Source organism: Actinokineospora fastidiosa, from assembly GCF_014648415.1.
In the GTDB taxonomy this organism is placed as follows: domain Bacteria; phylum Actinomycetota; class Actinomycetes; order Mycobacteriales; family Pseudonocardiaceae; genus Actinokineospora; species Actinokineospora fastidiosa.
On record NZ_BMRB01000003.1, the window covers coordinates 135,727 to 155,560 of the forward strand.

Here is a 19,834-nt window from a genome sequence, read left to right on the forward strand (position 1 = left end):
CCGTCTTGAACAAACGCGACAGTGTCGGCCGGTCCGATTACCGTGGGGTCCGTGCAGGTGGACCAGGTGAGCCCGGGCGTGCTGGACCCGACGACGGCGCGCACGAAGTTCGACCTGCGCAAGATCCCGCCCGCCCCGGCGCTGGCGCCGTTCGTGGAGTACTACTGGCAGGTCTCCTGGGACCTGGCCGAGGAGTTCACCCAGCGGGTCGTGCCGCATCCCAACGTGCACCTGGTGGTCGAGCCGGACGGGACGTGGGTGTACGGGGTCCTGCACGGGCTGTTCCGGCGGACGCTGGTCGGGCGCGGCCACGTGCTGGGCGTGCGGTTCCACGCGGGCGGCTTCCGGCCGTGGCTGGGCAGGCGGGTGTCGGTCCTGACCGACGAGCGCTTCGCCGCGGCCGACCTGGTGCCCGGGCTCGCCCCGGACGTCGCGCCGGAGGTCGACGCGCTGGAGGCCGCGCTGCTGCCGCTGTGCCCGCCGGTCGACCCGGTGGTGGCCGAGGTCAGGGCCATGGTCGCGGCCATCGGCGACGACCGGGGCCTGACCAGGGTCGACGACCTCGCCGACCGGTTCGGCCGGACAGTGCGGTCGGTGCAGCGGCTGTTCAACGAATACGTCGGCGTCGGCCCGAAGTGGGTCATCCGCAGGTACCGGATGCACGAGGCCGCGGCCCGCGCCGACGAGGGCGGCGCCGTCGACTGGGCGCGGCTGGCCGCCGACCTCGGCTTCAGCGACCAGGCGCACTTCAGCCGCGAGTTCCGGTCCGCCGTGGGAATCTCCCCCGCCCGCTACGCCGCGGGCAGGTAGGTTCGCGCACGTGTACGAGTTGGACGATGATCCCGGCCGCATCGACGCCGACGCCGTGTGGGCGTACCTGTCCACCGACGCCTACTGGGGCCGCTGGCGCACCCGCGCGCAGTTCGACGCCCAGCTGCGCGGCGCGTGGCGGGTCGTGGGCGTGTACGAGTCGGCGACCGGCGCCCAGGTCGGATTCGCCCGCGCGGTGTCCGACGGGGTGGCCCTGGCCTACCTCGCCGACGTGTTCGTGCTGGAGCACGCGCGCGGGCGGGGCCTGGGCAAGGCGCTGGTGCGGCGCATGATCGACGACGGGCCGGGCGCGCGGTTCCGCTGGCTGCTGCACACCAACGACGCCCACGGCCTCTACAAGGGCTTCGGCTTCACCGGCCCGGACGACACCTACCTCGAGCGCCCGGGCATGCCGACGACGTCCTGAGCGTTGACCAGGGTGTGGAAACCGATGTGGTGGTGATCGGCGCGGGGCAGGCGGGGCTGTCCAGCGCCTACTTCCTGCGCAGGCACGGCGTGGACTTCGTCGTCCTCGACGCGAACGCCACCCCTGGCGGCGCGTGGCGGCACCGCAGGCCGGGGTTGGTCATGGAGCACGTTCACGGGTTCCACGCCCTGCCTGGCCTCGCCCTGCCCGACGCGGACCCGGACGAGCCCGCGTCGGCGGCCATCACCGCCTACTTCGCCCGCTACGAGGCCGAGTTCGACCTGCCCGTCCTGCGGCCCGTCCGGGTGACGGCGGTGACCGAGGCAGGCGACGGGCGCCTGGTGGTCGCCACCGACTCCGGGGAGTGGACGACCCGGGCCGTGGTCAACGCCACCGGCACCTGGGACAAGCCGTTCTGGCCCCGCTACCCCGGCCAGGACGCCTTCCTCGGCCGCCAGCTGCACAGCGCCGACTACCGCTCGCCCGAGGACTTCCGGGGCGAGCGGGTGGTCGTGGTCGGCGGCGGCACGGCGGCCGTCGAGGCGCTGCTGGAGATCGGGCCGGTGGCCGCCGAGACGACCTGGGCGACCCGGCGCCCGCCGGTCTTCCGGGACGAGCCGTTCACCCCCGAGTGGGGCCGCGCGGCCGTCGCGAAGGTCGCCGAGCGGGTGGCCGCGGGACTGCCGCCCGCCAGCGTCGTCAGCGTCACCGACCTCGCGCTCACGCCGCGGATCAGGGCCGCCATCGCCGACGGACCGCTGCGCCGCAGGCCAATGTTCACCGAGATCACCCCGACCGGCGTGCGCTGGCCCGACGGCGCGGAGACGGAGGCCGACACGATCCTGTGGGCCACCGGCTTCCGCGCCGCGCTGGACCACCTGGCCCCGCTGCGCCTGCGCGCCCCGGGCGGCGGCATCCCGATGACCGGCACCCGGGTCACCGCGGACCCCCGCGTCCACCTGGTCGGCTACGGCCCGTCGGCGAGCACCATCGGCGCCAACCGCGCGGGCCGCGCCGCCGTCGCCGAGCTGCGGGCCTATCTGGCCGCGCCCGCCACCGCTACGGCCTGACCGGCGTCAGCTCCGGCCGCTTCGGCGCGCGGCCGTCGCCGGACGAGCGACCGGTCAGCCTGCGGCCGATCCACGGGAGCGCGTGCGTCCTCGCCCAGCGGAGTTCGGCCTTGGCGCGCTCGCGCCAGGGCAGGGGCGGCGGGGGCGGCACCGGGGCGTCCCACTCGAACTCGGGCTCGAGGCCCAGCGCGCACAGGACGGCCTCTGCGGTCCTGCGGTGGCCCTCGGCGTTGAGGTGGATGCGGTCCTCCGCCCACAGCGCGGGCGAGTCGAACACCCGCGCGGAGAACAGGTCGACGACCACCGCGTCGTGCCGCTCGGCCGCGGCGTCGACGGCGTCCAGGAGGCGGGTGATGCGCGGCAGCAGCCGGGCCGCGCCGCGCATCCTGCGGGTCGGGTCGATCACCCGGAACAGCAGGAGCCTGCCCGACGCCTCGGCGAGGCGGTCGGCGGCCTCGGTGACCCGCCGCAGCACCAGGTCGATGTCGCAGCCGGGGCGCATGACGTCGTTCATGCCCCCGGCGAAGCTGACCAGGTCCGGGCGCATCGCCGCGGCGAGGCCGACCTGCTCGTCGACGATCTGCCCGACCAGCTTCCCGCGCACGGCGAGGTTGGCGTACCGGAAGCCAGCGGTGTCCTCGGCCAGCCGCGCGGCGACCAGGTCGGCCCAGCCCCGGCAGGTGCCGTCGGGCAGGTCGTCGGACATGCCCTCGGTGAACGAGTCGCCCACGGCGACGAAGGTGGTGTGTCTGCTCATGACGAACCGGAAGCCTACTTGTCGGTAGCAGCGGCTTCGCCGGGGCCGTAGTCCAGGAACTGGCCCAGCACACCGGGAACGGCGTCGTCGGCGAAGGCAAGCCCGGCGGCGTCCACGTCCGGGATCTCGTAGGCGCCGGAGTTCGCTGACGTCACCGCGACCAGGTTCAGCAGGCCCACCCGCCGCTGGAACGGCGAGCTGACCACGCGCCACCCGATCACCCCGCTCCGGCGCAGCGCGACCGTGCGCCTGCGCACCGCCCCGGACCGGGCGACCAGGTACTCCCCGCGCAGCCCGTGCCCGAGATTGCGGTACGCGTCCATGCCGAGCGCGACGGCGAGCGGCACCGCGATCACCGCGACGACCCCGGCGATCACGAGCAGCACGTCGGTCAGCAGCACGCCGAGCAGCGCGAGCACGGCCACCGGGGCCAACGCCCCCGAGACGGCCCAGACCAGCCGCCGCCTGCGCGCGGCGACCGGGTGCGCGGTCAGCCCGGCGGCCTCGGTCGGCGGCGGCGACTCCCCCAGGATCGACGCGGCCAGGGCCTGCGCCTTCGCCTTGGGCATCGCCGGGGCCAACGAGCGCGGGACGCTGTGTCCCTTCTCGTCCTTGACCCGCAGGCCGGTGGCCACCGCGTCGAGCCGGGCCGCGCCCGCCAGCCGCGCGCCGAGCGGCTCGACGAACTCCAGCCCGCGCACCCGCCGCTCCTCCAACGTCAGCGACCGCGTCGTCACCAGGCCGCGGCGCATGACGAGGGCGCCGGACTCCCTGGTCAGCCGGTAGTTCCACCACATCTCGACGAACAGGCCGAGCGAGCCCACGACACCCACCACGAGCCCGATCACCACGAGTACCGCCACCAGCTCCACAACCGACAGGCTCGCGAAGAACCCGCCCACCGCGCGCACCACGTCGGCCTGCACGCCGAACCACTCGGCGACCTGCATGACCGCGCCGAACGCCGCCGCGCCCAGGATCGGCGTGGACACCGAGAGCGGCGCGTACCGCAGCCACGCCCAGTCCAGCCGGGCCAATTCGCCGGGGACGGCCGTCGCGGGCTCGGTCGTCGTGCGGCGCAGCAGGTCGCCGCGCAGCCGTTCGGCGAGCGCGCGGTCCAGCGGGTCGAAGGTGATCACCTCGCCCGCCTTGTCCTGCTGCCCGGTGCCGATGCGCACCTTCACCACGCCGAACAGCCGGTGCACGGGCCCGGCGTCGATGTCCACGCTGCGCACGCGCTCGCGCGGGATCGACTTCACCGTGTGCACCACGAAGTCGTGCCGCACCTCCACCCGCGAGTCCGTGACCCGGTACCGCGTGTGCCGCCATCGCAGCCAGTCGATGCCGACGCCGCCGAGCACGAGCAGCACCGCGCCCACGGGCACGATCACCAGCAACGGGAGTCCGGTGCCGAGCAGGCCGACGGTGGTCGGGACGCCCGCGACGACCGCGACGCCGAGCATGGTCACCAGGGTGACCCGCAGCGTGCGCGGGTCCAGGCGCCGCCAGTCGGCCGTCACGTGGCATCACCGGGCGTCGCCTGGGTGATCGCGGTGAGGGTCTGGACCAGGTCGTCGGCCATCCGGTGGTCGAGGCCGGGGATCTTGATCGCGCCGTGCGCCGACGCGGTGGTGACGGTCACCGTCGACAGGCCGAAGCGCTGCTCCAGCGGCCCGCGCTTGGTGTCGACGGTCTGGATGCGCGACATCGGCGCGACCCGCCACTCCTGCATGAACCAACCGGTCCTGGCGTAGACGGCGTCGTCGGTCACTTCCCAGCGGTGGACCCGGAACCGCACCCGCGAGACCACGAGCGCGTCGACCAGGCACACGACCGCAGTGACGGCCGCGGCGAGCAGCAGCCAGAACCGGGCGGGCCCGATGACGGCCGCGGCGACGGCGAGCACGACGACGATCCCGCCCCACCAGAGCGCCGCCTGCGTCGCCCACCAGGTGACGGCGCGGCGCTCGACCGGGTTCCTCGGCGGGCGCAGCCGAGGGGACGCGTGCGAATCCTGCATGTCCACAGTCGATCATCCGGTCCGGTCACCGTGCGTCATCCGCAGGTCTGATATCGCCGAACCCTGTCCGCTGCGCGTCCGGTCGACTACGGTGCGCGGGCATGAGGCGATCCTTGATCATGGCCGCGCTGGTCGCGGTCGCGCTCGGCGGGGCACCGGCGGCGGGGGCGGCGACCCCGGCCCGCCACCCGGACCTGACCTGGCGGCTTTCGGTCACCGGCACGGACGCGCAGCTGCGCGGGCTCGCGGCGGTGAGTTCCCGCGTGGCGTGGGCGAGCGGGGCCAGGGGCACCGTCCTGCGAACCGTCGACAGTGGACGGACGTGGCAGCGGAGCACGCCGCCCGGCAGCGAGGCGCTCGACCTGCGCGACATCGAGGCGTTCGACGCGCGCACGGCGGTGACGATGTCGATCGGACCCGGCGACCAGTCGCGCATCTACCGCACCACCGACGGCGGCGCCACGTGGACCGAGACCTTCCGCAGCGCCGAGCCCGCCGCGTTCTACGACTGCATGGCGTTCTTCGACCGCAGGCACGGACTCGCCATGAGCGACCCGGTCGACGGGAAGTTCCGCGTGCTGAGCACCGACGACGGCGGCGCGAGCTGGCAGGTCGTGCCGGACGCCGGGATGCCGCCCGCGCTGGCGGGCGAGTTCGGGTTCGCCGCGAGCGGGCAGTGCCTGACCGTCGCAGGCGGCAGGCACGCCTGGATCGCCACCGGCGGCGGCGCGACGGCGCGGGTGCTGCACTCCGCCGACCGGGGCCGCACCTGGACCGCCCACGACACCGTGCTGGCCAGCGGGCCGAGCGCGGGCGTGTACGCCACCGCGTTCCGGGACCGCTCGCGCGGCATCGCCGTCGGCGGGGACTACACGGACCCGACCGGCGGGGTCGACGCGCTCGGCGTCACCCGCGACGGCGGGCGCACGTGGAGCAGGCCCGCGGTCGCGCCGCAGGGCTACCGCTCCGGCGTCGCGTGGCACCCGTTCCTGCCGACGGTGGCGATCGCCGTGGGTCCGACCGGCAGCGACGTGACCGTCGACGGCGGCCTGCGGTGGCACTCGTTCGACGCGGGCAGCTTCGACACCGTCGACTGCGCCCGCGACGGCGCGTGCTGGGCGTCTGGCGCTCGCGGCCGGGTGGGCAAGCTCGGCTGGAGCTGAAACCGGTTTGACGGGGCGGGGCCGATCCGGGAACGGTTCGGCCCATGACGAGCACAATCCAGAACATCGTGATCGACTGCGCCGACGCCTACGGGCTCGCCGTCTTCTGGTCGAAGGTCGTGGGCTACCCGCTCGCCGACGACGACCAGCCCGGCGACCCGGAGGCGGTCGTCGTGCTCCCCGGCGGCACCGCCCTGTTCTTCGCCCAGGTCCCCGAGCCCAAGTCGGGGAAGAACCGCCTGCACCTGTGCCTGAAGCCGGAGACCAACCGCGAGGACGAGGTGGAGCGCCTGCTGGGCATCGGCGCCACCATGCTCGTCGACCGCCGCAAGCCCGACGGCCTGGGCTGGGCCGTCCTGGCCGACCCGGAGGGCAACGAGTTCTGCGTGCTGCGCGGACCGGGCAACACCCCGCCCAACCACGGGTGGAACCCCGCGCCGGAAGCGGTTCCGGACCCGGCGTGACGAGTCAATTGGTCTAGACCCATTATGGTGGGGTGCGCACACCACTGCTGGAGATCATCGCCCTGACGACCGAGGACGCCCGCGCCGCGGAGCGGGGCGGCGCCGACCGCCTCGAGGTCGTCGCCGACATGTCCCGGGACGGGACCACGCCAGACGCGGCCCTGGTCGCCGAGATGCGGGCGGCTGTGAGCATCCCGCTGCGGGTCATGCTCCGCGGCGGGGCGGGGTTCACCGCGGACGAGGCCGAGGTGGAGCGCATGGTCGAGGCCGCGCGCGCCCTGCGGGCGGCGGGCGCGGAGGAGTTCGTGTTCGGGTTCCTCACCCCGGACGGCGAGGTCGACCTCGCCGCGACGTCGGCGGTGGTGGACGCGGTCGACGGCTGCCCGTGGACGTTCCACCGGGCGGTCGACCACGCGGGCGACGCGCGCAAGGCGTGGGCGGACGTGGCCGGGCTGCCCGGGCTCGACACCGTGCTCACCGCGGGGTCGGCCAGCGGCCTCTGCGACGGCCTGCCCGTCCTGGCCGCCCGCACCGACTGGCCGGTGGCCGGGCCCCGGCTGCTCGCGGGCGGCGGGCTGCGCCACGACCACGTCCCCGCGCTGCGGGCCATCGGCGTCACCGCGATCCACGCAGGCGGGCTGGTGCGCAGGAGCTGGGACCACCCGGTGGAGGCCGACCGCGTCCGCGTCCTGCGGTCCCTGCTCGACGCCTGACCGATTACGATGCGCCGGGGAGAAGCGGGGGCGTGGCGTGCAGGACGACCTGTCGGCGGAGGAGATGCGGGCGTGGGCCCCGCGACCGGGGCCTGCCGCCGCACCGGACCTGCGGCTCCCCGGCTACAGCGGCTTCCGGCTCATCGCCCAGGGCGGCGAGGGGGCGGTGTACCGGGCCCGTCAGGACGGGCTGGGGCGCGATGTCGCCATCAAGGCCCTGCAGGCCGTCGACCCGGCGACCCAGGCCCGTTTCCGGCGGGAACTGGAGATCACCGTCCGGCTGGGGCGTCAGCACCCGCACATCGTGACCGTCCTCGACACCGGCACCCTGCCGGACGGGCGGCCGTGCATCGTGATGGAGTACTACGACCTGGGCTCCCTCCACGACCGCCTGACCACGCACGGCCCCCTGCCGGTGTCGGAGGTCGTCGCCGCGGGCGTCGCGGTCGCGGACGCCCTGGCCTTCGCCCACGCCCAGGGCATCCTGCACCGCGACGTCAAGCCGCAGAACGTGCTGGTCCTGCCCACGTCGTACGTGCTGGCCGACTTCGGGATCGCCCGGGGAGCGGACGCGGGCCACTCGGCGTCGCTGCAGCTGGTCAGCTACCGCCACGCCGCGCCCCAGATGCTCGACGGGACCGCCCCCGCGGCGGCGGATGACGTGTGGTCCCTGGGCTCGACCCTGCACACCCTGCTCATGGGCGTCCCCCCGTTCGCGGGCGACAACCCCAACGAGGACACGGTCCTCTCCTACCTCGACCGAGTCCGTTCGGCCGACCCCCGCCCCCTCACCCGCCCCGACGTCCCCGAGGCCCTGGCCGGGGTCATCGACCGCTGCCTGCGCAAGAACCGCGAGGACCGCTACCCCGACTCCACCACCCTCCGCGACGCCCTCGCCGCCGTGGCCACCGACCTCCGCCGCTGGCAGCCTCCTGGCGCGCCCAGCCGCGGCACCCCTCCCCCGCTCGCTATGCCAGGTGGCTCGGGAGAGGGCGCAGGCGATTCGGCGACCGCCGTCAGCGGACCGGGCGCGCCTGCCACCGACACCCCGCACTCCGCCTCACCCGATTCCGTGCATGAGCCGGAACCGGCCTCCTCCGCGAGCCCAGGCATTCCCGCCGACACCGCGCATACGGCTATGCAGGTGGACGACAGTCGGAGCGCTGAAGCCACGGCCATCGCGCCTGGGGGCCTTGGCGACGACGTGACGCAGTTGCCTGACTTCGGGCCCGCTCCGAGTCCGCCCGCGCCCGTCGAGCCCGCTCCTGTGCCCGCACCGCCGGTGGAGTCGCGCGGGACCATGACGGGGCGGCTGGCGGATCTCACCGTCCGGCATGGGGAGCCGGTAGGGCCGGAGTTCGGTCCTGGGGTGGGCGGACCCCTGGATGCGGAGAGCGCGGTCGGGTTCGATCACGAGTACCGCGGTCCTTGGGGTGGCGACACCGCTGCCCAGACAGGAGCACTCCCGGGCTCTCCCGGCGTTTCCGCGGGGCGGGACGAGTTGCCCACCGTGCCGAAGCTGTCGCCCGCGCAGGTTCCGGGGTTCCCCGCGATGCCCGAACCCCGGGACGACGAGGAAGCGCCTCGGCGGCGGTTGCGGGGGTTCGTGATCGCGGGGGCCGTGGCGGCCGTCATCGGCGTGGGAATCGGGTTCCTCGCCAATCGAGAGGGTGTGCCCGCCAGCGCGCCGACCACGACTCCGCCGCCACCCGCGACCTCCTCCACCGCGCCGATCCCACCGGGCGGCGATCCCGCCATCGCGCCGGTGCTGACCGAAGTGGACGATCAGGGGAACGCTGCCGAGTTGGTGTGGGAGGACCCGACGGGCGGCCGGGCGCAGTTCGTGCTCTACGACGTCACCGCGCCGGACGGGCCGCCGGTCCCGATCACCAGCGTGGCCGCGGGGCTGACCAGCTTCGTCGTCGACCTCGACCCCGCCGCGCCCGAATACTGCTTCCAGGTCGTGGCGATCGGCCTCGACGACCCCGCCACGCAGCGGGGCGCCTCCGGGCGGGTGTGCGTCAGGCGTTAGCGGCGGCGCAACGGCCGCGGGTCGATCGGCCACCACACCCTGCGGTACCACGGCACTCCCCGGGACACCGCGCGCCGGACCTGACGGGCCAGGAGCCACGGCTCGGCGCCTGCCACGTCGCCTTCCGGGCTGAACGCGGCGCGGTCGGCGAGGTCCGCCAGGCGTGGCGCGGGCGCGGGGAGCGACGACGCGACCTCGGGCGCGGCCAGCCGAGGGGCGGGTGCGCGGCCGGACACCACGAGCAGGTCGAGGACGTGCCGCCACGCCCCCGCCGCGCCCGCGCGGCGCAGCCGCGAGCGGCGGATCCCGCGCAGCGCCAACAACAGGACCACCGGCAGCACCGGCACCACCGCCAGGACTACCGGCCACCGCGACGGCTCGGCCGCCACGGGCGGCTCCACGACCGGCGCGGGCGGCTGGACCAGCGGCGGGGCGTCGGTGGGCGGCGTGGTCGGGGACGCGGTGATCGACGCGAGCCGGTCCAGCACCTCCCGCTTCGCCGCCGCGCTCGGGCCGCTGTCGGTGCCGGACACCGGGTCGAACGGGATCCAGCCCCAGCCGTCGAAGTACACCTCCGGCCAGGCCGTCGCGTCGATGCCGCGCACCACCCGGTACCCGTCCGGCCCCTCGGGCACGGGCGGGAAGCCGACCACCACACGGGTGGGCAGGCCGACGGCCCGCGCCAGCACGGCGTACGCGGTGGCGAACTGCTCGGCGGTGCCCTTGCCCGCCCCCGTGCTGCCGGGCGCGCCGAAGAGGAACTGCGAGATCCGCGCGTACGACGATCCGGTCGGCGCCTCCGCGTCGGGCACGCGGTCGAGGCGGACCACCTGTTCCAGGGCGACCGCCTGCTCATAGGGCGTGCGCGCGGACTCCACGCCGCGCCGGGCGTACTCGGCGAGTTCGGTGGGCAGATTGGGCAGCGCGAGGTACCGGCGGACAGCGGGCCCGCCGGGCACGCCTGCCGCGGCCAGCGCCTCGTCCGTCGGCTGGTCGACGACGCCGCGCACCGTGTACCGCAGCCCCGGCGCCAGCCCGCGCGGCAGCACGAGCGCGCCGGAGTCGGCGTCGACCAGCGCGTCACCGATGCTGGTCGAGACCGTCCGGCCGACCCCGGGCAGCCAGGTCCCGTCGAGCGCGCCGACGACGAACTCGACCGACGCCTCCTCGACCCGTTGCCCCGGAGGCAGGTCCGGCGCGTCGACCGCGCCCAGCGGCCCGTACAGCGCCGACGCGCGCCAGCTCGCGCCGGTGTAGTCGGCGAGCACGGCCAGCCGCACGGGCAGCTGCGGCCCGCGCAGCCGGAACAGCTCGGTCTCCGGCGCGGCCGCCCACGCCGCCAGCCTCGGCAGCGGGTTGGCCACCTGGACGTCGGCCACCGGCGGGCGCACCAGCTCGCGCGGCTCGAAGGCGTTCGCCCCCGGCAGCACGACGGCCACCAGCGCGACCACCGCGCCGAGGATCAGCGGCGCCTCGGCGACGCGCACCCACCCGGCCAGCGCCACCGCCACGACCCCGACCGCCACCAGGCCGTACGGGTCCGCCTGCCCGCCGGTGAGCAGCGCGCCCGCGGCGTACAGCGCCACCGCGGCCAGCGGCGGCCCCAGCAGGCGCGCGCCCCGCAGCGACACCGCGGCCAGCACGGCGACGCAGAACACCAGGACCGCGCCGGGCATCAGCAGGTCGACCGACGGCGGCGCCGGTCTGGCCGCCGTCAGCAGCCGGGGAACGCTGTCCCGCAGCACCTCCAGCGGCCCGCCCGGGATGGCGCCCCGCGCGGCGAAGTACCCGCCGAACAGCCCGACCGGCAGCAACACGGACAGCACCGTCCCGCCGCCGAACCGCGACCCCGCGGCCGCCACCAGCGCGTGCGCGACCACGATCGCCGCGGCGAACACCGGGTACGCCACGGCCCCGGACCAGCCCTGCGCCAACGGCACCGCCGCCACCGCCAGCAGCACCGCGGACCACCCGAACCGCTTCACAGGACCACCGCGTCCCACGCGCGCAGCAGCGCCTCGGCGGACGAGCCGCGCAACACGATGACCGCGCCGCCCGCGCTCACCGAATCCTCCGACCCCACCGACAACACTACGCCGTACGCGCCCCGGCCTGCAGCCAGAATCAGTTCGTCCACAGCGAACGAACCGATGGCCGCCACGACATCGAGATCGCGGACCGGCACCGGCCGGACATCCTGCGCCGCAACGGGAACTACGTCCGCCAGCGCCGACAGCGCCTCCGCCGCGTCCGGCTCCAGCACCTCCACGTCCACCGAGCCCGACGCCGACAACAGCCGGACCGGGTGGCCGTCCGCCGCCGCCGAGGCCACCAGCGACGCCGCGACCTCCACAGCCTCCTCAAAGGACTCCGCCGTGTGCGCGGACTCCCGGTCGTCCAGCAGGACAGCCAGGTGCGGACGCGCGGGATCGGCGTCCTCGCGGATCATCAGCGTGCCCGTGCGCGCGCTGGTCGCCCAGTGCAGCCGCCGCAGATCGTCGCCGGGGACGTACTCCCGCAACCCCACCAGGTCCGTGCCGCCGCGCTCGACCCGCTCGTCCGCGCCCACCTGCCCGCGCCGCGCGCCCGCGGGCAACCCGCGCACCGGCAGCACCCTCGGCACGACCCGCACCGTCACCTCACCCGCGGCGACGCGCGACGACACCGCCAGCACCGCGGGCCCGTACCGGCGCACGGTCAACGGCCCCACGGCGACCACGCCCCGGCGCTGTGTCGGCACCGGATACGACACCCGCCCGGATTCCGGGATGTCCAGCGCGACCGGCGACCCCGCCACCGTGTCGACCACCTCGACCGGGAGCCTGCCCGTCCCGCTCACCACGACCGACGCGGTGCACGCCGCCAACCGGGGAACGGTCCTCGGCCGCACCTCCCGGACCGCGTCGACCGGCGAGGCCACCAGCACGACCACAAAGGACAGCACGACCACCGCGACCAACGCGAGGCCGAGCGCCGTCAGCCCCGGATACCGCCACCACAGCCCGCATCCCGCGCACAGCGCGCCCGCTGCCAGGACAGCCGCGCCCCGGACGGTCATCGCGCCGTCGGCCGGGGCACCTCGACCCGGTCGAGCACATCGGCCAGCACGTCCTCGGTGGACGCGCCCGCCAGCTGCGCCTCGCGGGTGAGCACGAGCCGGTGGGCCAGCACCGGGACGAGCAGCCGCTGGACGTCGGTGGGCACCGCGAAGTGGCGGCCGTGCGCGGCGGCGTGCACCTGGACGCAGCGCACCAGCGCGCGCAGGCCCCGGGTGGACGCGCCGAGCCGCAGCCGGTCGTCGGCGCGGGTGGCCGCGCCGAGGTCGGTGATGTAGCGCAGGATCGGGTCGGCCACGTGCAGCAGGGCCAGCCGCCGGGAGCAGTCGGCCACCTCGGCGGGGCTGGTCACGGTCGGCACCGAGCCGACCGCGCCCGCGCCGCTGCCGGGCCGCAGGACGGCCAGCTCGTGGTCGCTCTCCGGGTAGCCGATCGCGGTGCGCAGCATGAACCGGTCGAGCTGGGCCTCGGGCAGCCGGTAGGTGCCGTCGAGGTCGATCGGGTTCTGCGTGGCCACCACGAGGAACGGGTCGGGCACGGCGTGGGCGACGCCGTCGACGGTGACCGTGCGCTCCTCCATGACCTCCAGCAGCGCCGACTGCGTCTTCGCGGCGGCGCGGTTGATCTCGTCGGCCAGCACGACGTTGGCGAACACCGGGCCGGGCCGGAACCGGATCTGCCCGGTCTGCGGGTCGTACACCGACGTGCCCGTCACGTCCGAGGGCAGCAGGTCGGGGGTGAACTGCACCCGGCGCGACATCCCGCCCAGCGCGCCTGCGACCGCGCGGGCGAGCGTCGTCTTCCCCGTGCCGGGCACGTCCTCCAACAGCACGTGCCCACCGGCGAACAACGACACCAGCACCAGGTCGATCACCGGGCGCTTGCCGCGCAGCGCGGTCTCCACGGCGTCGCCGACGCGGGCGTGCAGCGTGCGGAACGCGGCGATCTCGGCCTCGCCGACCTGGACGGTCGCGGTCACCCGTGCTCTCCCCTGCGGCGCACGCGCAGCAGCGCGGACGTGATCAGCAGCCCGATCCCCGCCGCGACCATCACCCCGGTGCCCGCGGTCTCCTCCGCGGGCGCGGACGCGACCCTCGGCCGCTCGCAGATCCGGGTGCCGGGCCTGCAGGTCGGCTCGTCGATGCGCTTGAAGACCGCGCGGGCGGCCGAGTCCACCGACCGGCTGCCGTCGCGGGCGTGCGCCCGGACGACGATGGAGTTCGAGCCCTCCTCGATGGAGATGACCGCGGACGTGGCCGAGCACGCGATCGGCGTGGTGTACCCGTAGGTGCGGTTCACGACCTCGCACGTGCCGTCGTGGTTCGCCCAGTCGGCGGGCGGGGCCATGGCGAGGGTCCGCTGGTAGTTGACGCCCGACACGCCGGTGATGACGGTCGCGCCCGCCGTGGGCACGCTCGCGGGCGGCGGCGCCTGGGTCGTGGTCGTCGTGGTCGTCGTCGGCGGAGGCGGCGGTTGCGTGGTGGTCGGCGGCGGGGGCGGCGGGGTGGTGGTCGTCGGGCGCGGCGGCGGCGCGGCCGTGGTCGTCGGGGGCGCCGACCGGGCGGGCAGGTTCCACGTCGTGACGCCGGGCGTGCCGACGGCCGACCCGGTGTACGCGGCGACCTGGATCTCGATCGGCCCGCCCGCGGCGCACAGCGCCTTGCAGTCCAGCGTCAGCTCGTCGCTGGTCCCCGCGGACTGCTTGGTGGCGCTGTCCCCCGCGGCGGTGGCGGTGATCGTGTACCCGGCGATGCCGTCCTCGGCGGGGGCGCTCCAGCCGATCCGCAGCGTGACCTGGGTGTCGGTCCGGTTCGCCAGCGACACCGTGATGCCAGCGGGCTGGCCGGGCGCCGCGGCGACGCCGGACACCGACGGCGTGGTGGTCGGCGAGCCGGGGCGCGGCGCGTCCACCGACGGCGGCCCGCTCGGCTGACGCGGCGGCGGCTGGTTGGGCCGGGTGCGGGTGGGCTCGTCCGGGTCCGGCTTCGGCGGCGACGGCACGGTCGGCGGCGGGTCGCGCTCCGGGTCGGTCACCGGGAGCTCGGGGTCGCGGACGCGGACCGCGCGGGTGTCGCCGTCGGGGTCGACGACCACGCCGGTCTCCGCGCCCGGGGTCTGGATGAACAGCCGGTCGTCGTCGAACACCAGCCTCGGGTCGCCCGCGCCGGTGTGCACGTCGTCGCCGCCGCGCTGGCCGTCGCGGTTGAGCACGATGACCTTGCCCGAGCCCAGGCACGGCACGTACACGCGGTCGTGGAACACCGCGGGCTGACCGGGGCGGGGACAGCCGAGCGCGCCGACGTCGACGGTCAGCACCCGGTCGCCGACCAGGATCACCACGATCCCGGACGCGGGCACGGCCGCGGGGACGAGGTCGTGCGGGCTGGTCTGCGCGGCGAGCACGTCGCCCGCCTGGGGCGCGGTCGTGGCGCGGTGGTCGCTCCCGGTCCCGTCCTGCAGGACGACGCCGCCCTCCAGGCCCAGCAGCGTGACGCCCTTCCGGTGCGGCACGAGCACGGTCCTCGGCCCCGCGCCCGGCACGGCCCGGCTACCCCGCTCGACGAACCGGGTCTGCGCGTCCGACCACTCCAGGCTGTGCAGCACGCCGCCCGCGTCCACGGCCCAGAGCAGGCCGTCCTCGTCGGCGGCCGCGTCGGCCAGCGGTCCGCCCGCCGCCCACGGCTCGCCGACGTCGGCGAGGGTGACCGGGTCGACGTGGGCGATGGTGCCGCCCGCTCGGTCGACGATGAACAGCCTGCCCTCGGCCAGAAGCACCTTGCTCGCCGCGCCCGCCGGGGCCTGCCTGCGCCCGCTGGCCAGCAGCGTGGCCAGGTCGATGACGGTGATCTGCCCGGTGCGCCGGTCCAGCACCACGAGCATCCCGTCGCGCTGGATGATGTCGAGCCGCGCGTCGCCGCCCGCGACCGCCAGCCGCGTCTCCGGCCGCCCGGACGCCGGGTTGACCTGCACGACCTCGCCGCGCTGGTCGTCGCCGAGCCACGTCAGCCCGTCGGACACGGCCACCGCCGTGCGGGCGATGCCGGTGCCCAGCGCCGCGCCCGCGAGCAGCAGCACTCCCAGCACCGCAGCGCCGATGCTGGCGGACTGGCGCCTGGACGTCGTTCGCGCACTCATGGTCATGACACACTCCCCTGGCCGCCGGGATGGTAGCCCGCCCGGCCCGACCATTTTCGTCGGAACCGACTATGTTCCGGTAGGAGTCGCGCGGATGCCGTTCTGCACTGCCTGTGGACGTCCGGTCGCCCCCGAGTGGCCGCGCCGGTGCGGCTGCGGCCACACGGCCTACCGCAATCCGACGCCCGTCGCCGTGCTGCTCCTTCCGGTCCACGACGGGCTGCTGGTCGTCCGCCGCGCCATCAATCCCGGGCGCGGACTGCCCGCGCTGCCAGGCGGTTTCATCGAATACGGCGAGACGTGGCAGCAGGCCGCCGCGCGGGAGTGCGCCGAGGAGGCGGGCGTGCCGGTCGATCCGGCCGGGATCGCCCTGTTCGACACCGTGAGCGCTCCCGACGGCACGCTGCTCGTCTTCGGCATCGCCCCGCGCGTCGACGACCCGCCGCCGTCGCGGCCGACCCAGGAATCCACCGGCTGGGAAGTGCTCCGCGCCCCCGCCCCGCTGGCGTTCCCCCTGCACACCGCCGCCGTCCGCCGGTACTTCGACTCGACCAAAGTGGACGCCCGTTAGGGGTCGGGGTCCGGCTTCGGGAGGACGCGGGAATCGTGCGCGCGCAGGACGCCCCGCGCCCGCCCGCGCCGTAGCGTCGTCCCCATGGACGCGGAACACCGCGACCGACTGGGGACAAAAGGGGATATCGCCATGTTCGGCAAGACCTGGATCACCGCCGCCATGACCGCCGCGCTCGCCCTGCCGACCTCGGTGTCCGCCATCGCCGATGCCGAGCCGAGCGCGCAACCGCGGCGGCTCATGTGCGACACGTTCTACGGGAGCTACTGGACGCGGCAGGACTGCGAGACCGTCGGCTACTCGGGCCTCGGCACCAGTTGGTGGGCGTATCAATGCGAGGAGGACTGGGCGGGCTGGAGCCTCTACGTCTGCTACTGACGGTCACCGCCCCCGCCGGAACGGGGGGTTCCGGCGGGGGCTTACCCTTCGGCCGTGCTGATTCCGGTCGTCGTGGTGGCGGGCTTCCTCGGCTCGGGCAAGACATCCCTGCTCAACCATCTGCTGCGCACCGCGGGCGGGCGGCGCATCGGGGTGATCGTCAACGACTTCGGGCGGATCAACGTCGACGCGATGGCCGTCGCCGCCCAGGTCGACTCGATGGTCACGCTCGGCAACGGCTGCCTCTGCTGCGCGGTGGACGCCTCGGACCTGGCGGACATGCTCGCCCGGCTGGCCGACGCCGACGTCGACGCCATCGTCATCGAGGCCAGCGGCCTGGCCGAGCCGCCCGCGATGGCCCGGATGGTGCTGGCCTGCCCGGGCGTGGAGTTCGCCGGACTGGTCGAGGTGGTCGACGCCGCGGAGTTCGCCGCCACCCGCGAGCGGCACCCGCAGATCGACAAGCACCTGCGCTACGCCGACCTGGTGGTGCTCAACAAGATCGACCGCGCGACCGACCCCGGGCTCGCCGGGCTGGTGCGCGAACTGGCGGGCGGCGCGCCCGTGGTGCCGACCGAGCACGGCCGCATCGATCCCGACCTGCTGTTCGACCCGGTCGAGCGGCCCGCTGCCGAACAGCTGTCGTTCTTCGACCTGGAGGACCACAGCGCGCACATCCACGCGGGCTACGACACCGTCGACTTCACCTGCGCCGATCCGCTGGACCCGGTCCGCCTGGCCGCCGTGCTCACCGATCGGCACACGGGTGTGTACCGGGCCAAGGGCTATGTCGACTTCGGACTCGACGAGCGGTTCGCCGTGCAGGTCGTCGGCGGTTCGGTGCGGGTCGCCAGGGAACCCGGGGCCGGGACCGCGCTGGTGTTCATCGGCAAGGACATGGACCCCGACGCCCTGCGCGAACGGCTGCGCGCCACTGTGGCCGCCGGTCCGGCCGACCCGGTGGCGATGCTGTCCATCACCCGGTACGAGCGCGGCTGAGCTGCCCGTTGGCTTGCCCGTTCGGACATTGGCGCACGTCGGGCCGCTGGCCACGATCGGGGGCATGGACGAGCAGATCCGGGTCGAGTTCGAGAGCGAGATCGACGCCGAGGAACGCGTCGAGCTCACCGCCGAGTGGGTCGCCTGGCTGGAGGACCAGCCCGTTCCGTCCTGCGTCGACGGGGTGGACGGGTCGCTGCGCCACGGCTCCGGCGACACGGCGCTGGCCTGAGGAGGGCGACATGGGCAACCCCGAACTGCGCCAGGACAGCGACCAGGAAGACTGGGTGAAGTACCTGCAGGGCCTGCTCGCCGACCGGCTCGCCGCCGAGGCCGAGGCAGGCGAGGTCCGGCTCAGCCGGGTCGACGGGAAGTTCGGCCCCGTCACCAGGGCCTCGGTGGAGTTCTTCCAGCGCCGCGAGGGCCTGCCCGCGACCGGCGTTGTCGACGACGCGACCTGGGAGGCGCTGGAGCGCGAGCCCGTCCAGCCGCCCGCGAGCACCCGCCTGCAGCCGCTGAACCTGCGCATCCCGTTCCACCTGTGGCTGCGGTGGGAGGAGACGACGATCGAGCGGATGCTCGACGACTTCCGCGACTTCGACCTGACCACCCACCCGGGCGCGCAGCTGCGGCTGAACGGGAGCGGGGTCGGCCCGCTGGCGGGCAACGGCAGCGTCGAGCTGCTCAACCGGGAGATCCGGCTGTGGCCGAACTGGTTCCTGCGGCACACCCACCAGTTCACCCTGGACTGGTCGCGCGCCCACGGCTTCGAGCTCGGCCTGGACAACGAGGCCGACTTCGGCGTCCGCCCGATGCGCAACTTCGAGATCACCCTGCACGGGGAGTTCAACCTGCAGTGGACGCCGAGGGAGAACCGCGGCGACTTCGACTGGTACGTCGGCCCCCGGCTGAAGTGGGAATTCGAGCTGGTGCGCTAACCAACCGTCGGCCTAGTGTGTCAAACATGGTCGACACCGCCGTTCGGCACCGGCTGCCGGTGCGCAAGCTGGTCGCCGCGAGCGTGGGCAACGCGCTGGAGTGGTTCGACTGGACCATCTACGCCACGTTCAGCATCTACTTCGCCACCGCGTTCTTCCCCTCGGGCAACGACACGCTCGCCCAGATCAACACCTTCGCCACCTACGCGCTGGCGTTCTTCTTCCGGCCGCTGGGCGGGATCATCCTGGGCCGCTTCGCCGACGTGCGCGGGCGCAAACCGGCGATGGTGCTGACCATCGTCATGATGGCGGGCGGGTCGGTGCTGATCGGGGTGCTGCCGACGTTCGAGCAGGCTGGCTGGCTCGCCCCGATCGGGCTGCTGCTGGCCCGCATCGTGCAGGGCCTGTCGCTGGGCGGCGAGGTGTCGAACGCCTCGGCGTACCTGGGCGAGATCGCGCCGAAGGAGCGGCGCGGCCGCTACTCGGCGTTCTTCTACATCTCCACCGGCAGCGCGGTGCTGTGCGCGTCCGTCCTCGGTTTCACCCTGGCGCGCGTACTGAGCGAGGACGCGATGCAGTCCTGGGGCTGGCGCCTGCCGTTCCTCCTCGGCGGGGCGCTGGGCCTGATCGGGCTGTGGCTGCGCCGCAGCCTGGCCGAGACCGAGCTGTTCGAGGCGCACAAGGCCAACCGCGTGCCCCACCCGCTGCGCACGACCCTGCGGGAGCACCCGAAGGCGGTCGGCCAGCTCGTCGGCTTCACCATGCTGTCGACGCTGTGCTATTACACCTTCTTCAGCGCGCTGACCCCGTTCGCGGTGAAGACGCGCGGCGCCGACGCCGTCGACGTGTTCCTGGCGTTGTCCATCGCCACGGCGGTGTTCGTCGTGCTGCAGTACCCCATGGGCGCGCTGGCCGACCGCTTCGGCCGCAAACCCCAGCTGCTGGCCTGGTCGGGGGCGACGGCGGTGCTCATCGTCCCGTTGTCCACTTTGGTCAAACCAGGGCTGGGCAACCTGCTGGTGGTGTTCACCGTCGGCCTGGCCCTCTACACGGCGATGACGTCGATCGCGCCCGCGCTGATGAGCGAGCTGTTCCCCACCGAGCTGCGCGGACTCGGCATCGGCGCCTGGTACAACCTGACCGTCGCCGTCTTCGGCGGCACGGCCCCGCTGCTGATCAGCGCCCTGTCCGGGGCGGGCATGGCGACGGCGTTCTTCTGGTACGTGGCGGCGGGCTCGGCCATCGCGTTCGTCGTGATCCTGACGCTGCCGGAGACCAGGGGCACGCCGCTACGGTGAGGC

General features: G+C 74.6%; 20 protein-coding genes. 13 read left to right on the plus strand and 7 right to left on the minus strand.

Annotated elements, in window-relative coordinates; genetic code table 11:
- Nucleotides 1-51 precede the first annotated feature (51 nt).
- From IEY98_RS19515 to IEY98_RS19525, 3 genes are read left to right on the plus strand one after another with little or no spacing between them, the layout of a single operon-like run.
- Nucleotides 52-810, plus strand: a complete 759-nt coding sequence (locus IEY98_RS19515) for a helix-turn-helix domain-containing protein (protein WP_229787085.1) — start codon at nt 52-54, stop codon at nt 808-810.
- Nucleotides 811-820: 10 nt separating this feature from the next.
- Nucleotides 821-1,237: a GNAT family N-acetyltransferase gene (locus IEY98_RS19520; protein WP_189212015.1), complete on the plus strand. Its 417-nt coding sequence runs from the start codon at nt 821-823 to the stop codon at nt 1,235-1,237.
- Nucleotides 1,238-1,251: 14 nt separating this feature from the next.
- A complete protein-coding gene (locus IEY98_RS19525) occupies nt 1,252-2,307 on the plus strand; it encodes an FAD-dependent oxidoreductase (RefSeq protein ID WP_229787086.1) in 1,056 nt (351 codons plus the stop codon).
- On the opposite strand, the gene IEY98_RS19530 is transcribed toward IEY98_RS19525, so the two are convergent.
- The 3 genes from IEY98_RS19530 to IEY98_RS19540 are packed head-to-tail and all read right to left on the minus strand — an operon-like array spanning nt 2,297 to nt 5,084.
- The gene (locus tag IEY98_RS19530; protein WP_189212016.1) at nt 2,297-3,064 is read right to left on the minus strand and encodes an SGNH/GDSL hydrolase family protein; all 768 of its coding nucleotides are present in this window, start codon (nt 3,062-3,064) and stop codon (nt 2,297-2,299) included. The genes IEY98_RS19525 and IEY98_RS19530 overlap by 11 nt on opposite strands.
- Nucleotides 3,065-3,078: 14 nt before the next feature.
- Nucleotides 3,079-4,584: a PH domain-containing protein gene (locus IEY98_RS19535; RefSeq protein ID WP_308425906.1), complete on the minus strand. Its 1,506-nt coding sequence runs from the start codon at nt 4,582-4,584 to the stop codon at nt 3,079-3,081.
- Nucleotides 4,581-5,084 (minus strand): PH domain-containing protein, encoded by a 504-nt coding sequence (locus IEY98_RS19540; protein WP_189212017.1) that lies wholly within the window; start codon nt 5,082-5,084, stop codon nt 4,581-4,583. The genes IEY98_RS19535 and IEY98_RS19540 overlap by 4 nt, the downstream gene beginning before the upstream one ends.
- 101 nt (nt 5,085-5,185) lie before the next feature.
- Between IEY98_RS19540 and IEY98_RS19545 the strand changes: the two genes are divergently transcribed.
- Genes IEY98_RS19545 through IEY98_RS19560 form a run of 4 tightly spaced genes read left to right on the plus strand, consistent with a single transcriptional unit; the run spans nt 5,186 to nt 9,456 of the window.
- Nucleotides 5,186-6,247 carry a WD40/YVTN/BNR-like repeat-containing protein gene (locus IEY98_RS19545; protein WP_229787087.1) on the plus strand — a complete coding sequence of 354 codons (1,062 nt, stop codon included), beginning with the start codon at nt 5,186-5,188 and terminating at the stop codon, nt 6,245-6,247.
- Between the two features lie 44 nt (nt 6,248-6,291).
- Nucleotides 6,292-6,711, plus strand: a complete 420-nt coding sequence (locus IEY98_RS19550; protein WP_189212018.1) for a VOC family protein — start codon at nt 6,292-6,294, stop codon at nt 6,709-6,711.
- 32 nt (nt 6,712-6,743) lie between these two features.
- Complete coding sequence (locus tag IEY98_RS19555) at nt 6,744-7,424, plus strand: copper homeostasis protein CutC (protein ID WP_229787088.1); 681 nt, start codon at nt 6,744-6,746, stop codon at nt 7,422-7,424.
- A 37-nt stretch (nt 7,425-7,461) separates the two neighbouring features.
- Nucleotides 7,462-9,456, plus strand: coding sequence for a serine/threonine-protein kinase (locus IEY98_RS19560; protein ID WP_189212019.1), 1,995 nt, complete (start codon nt 7,462-7,464; stop codon nt 9,454-9,456).
- Here the strand turns inward: IEY98_RS19560 and IEY98_RS19565 are convergent.
- The 4 genes from IEY98_RS19565 to IEY98_RS19580 are packed head-to-tail and all read right to left on the minus strand — an operon-like array spanning nt 9,453 to nt 15,653.
- Nucleotides 9,453-11,441, minus strand: a complete 1,989-nt coding sequence (locus IEY98_RS19565) for a transglutaminase TgpA family protein (RefSeq protein ID WP_189212020.1) — start codon at nt 11,439-11,441, stop codon at nt 9,453-9,455. The genes IEY98_RS19560 and IEY98_RS19565 overlap by 4 nt on opposite strands.
- Nucleotides 11,438-12,514, minus strand: coding sequence for a DUF58 domain-containing protein (locus IEY98_RS19570; protein WP_189212021.1), 1,077 nt, complete (start codon nt 12,512-12,514; stop codon nt 11,438-11,440). Before IEY98_RS19570 ends, IEY98_RS19565 begins: the two co-directional genes overlap by 4 nt.
- Nucleotides 12,511-13,491: an AAA family ATPase gene (locus IEY98_RS19575; RefSeq protein WP_189212022.1), complete on the minus strand. Its 981-nt coding sequence runs from the start codon at nt 13,489-13,491 to the stop codon at nt 12,511-12,513. The genes IEY98_RS19570 and IEY98_RS19575 overlap by 4 nt, the downstream gene beginning before the upstream one ends.
- A complete protein-coding gene (locus IEY98_RS19580; RefSeq protein ID WP_189212023.1) occupies nt 13,488-15,653 on the minus strand; it encodes an NHL repeat-containing protein in 2,166 nt (721 codons plus the stop codon). The genes IEY98_RS19575 and IEY98_RS19580 overlap by 4 nt, the downstream gene beginning before the upstream one ends.
- An 88-nt stretch (nt 15,654-15,741) precedes the next feature.
- On the opposite strand from IEY98_RS19580, the gene IEY98_RS19585 reads away from it, so the two are divergent.
- The 6 genes from IEY98_RS19585 (at nt 15,742) to IEY98_RS19610 (ending at nt 19,831) form a co-directional block, all read left to right on the plus strand.
- The gene (locus tag IEY98_RS19585) at nt 15,742-16,218 is read left to right on the plus strand and encodes an NUDIX domain-containing protein (protein ID WP_189212024.1); all 477 of its coding nucleotides are present in this window, start codon (nt 15,742-15,744) and stop codon (nt 16,216-16,218) included.
- 84 nt (nt 16,219-16,302) lie between these two features.
- Entirely contained in the window at nt 16,303-16,596 is a 294-nt protein-coding gene (locus IEY98_RS19590; protein WP_189212025.1) for a hypothetical protein, read from the plus strand.
- Between the two features lie 54 nt (nt 16,597-16,650).
- The gene (locus IEY98_RS19595) at nt 16,651-17,595 is read left to right on the plus strand and encodes a CobW family GTP-binding protein (protein WP_189212026.1); all 945 of its coding nucleotides are present in this window, start codon (nt 16,651-16,653) and stop codon (nt 17,593-17,595) included.
- Nucleotides 17,596-17,659: 64 nt separating this feature from the next.
- Nucleotides 17,660-17,827: a hypothetical protein gene (locus IEY98_RS19600; protein WP_189212027.1), complete on the plus strand. Its 168-nt coding sequence runs from the start codon at nt 17,660-17,662 to the stop codon at nt 17,825-17,827.
- Nucleotides 17,828-17,837: 10 nt separating this feature from the next.
- Nucleotides 17,838-18,533: a peptidoglycan-binding domain-containing protein gene (locus IEY98_RS19605; protein WP_189212028.1), complete on the plus strand. Its 696-nt coding sequence runs from the start codon at nt 17,838-17,840 to the stop codon at nt 18,531-18,533.
- Nucleotides 18,534-18,559: 26 nt separating this feature from the next.
- Nucleotides 18,560-19,831: an MFS transporter gene (locus IEY98_RS19610; RefSeq protein ID WP_189212029.1), complete on the plus strand. Its 1,272-nt coding sequence runs from the start codon at nt 18,560-18,562 to the stop codon at nt 19,829-19,831.
- Nucleotides 19,832-19,834: the final 3 nt, after the last annotated feature.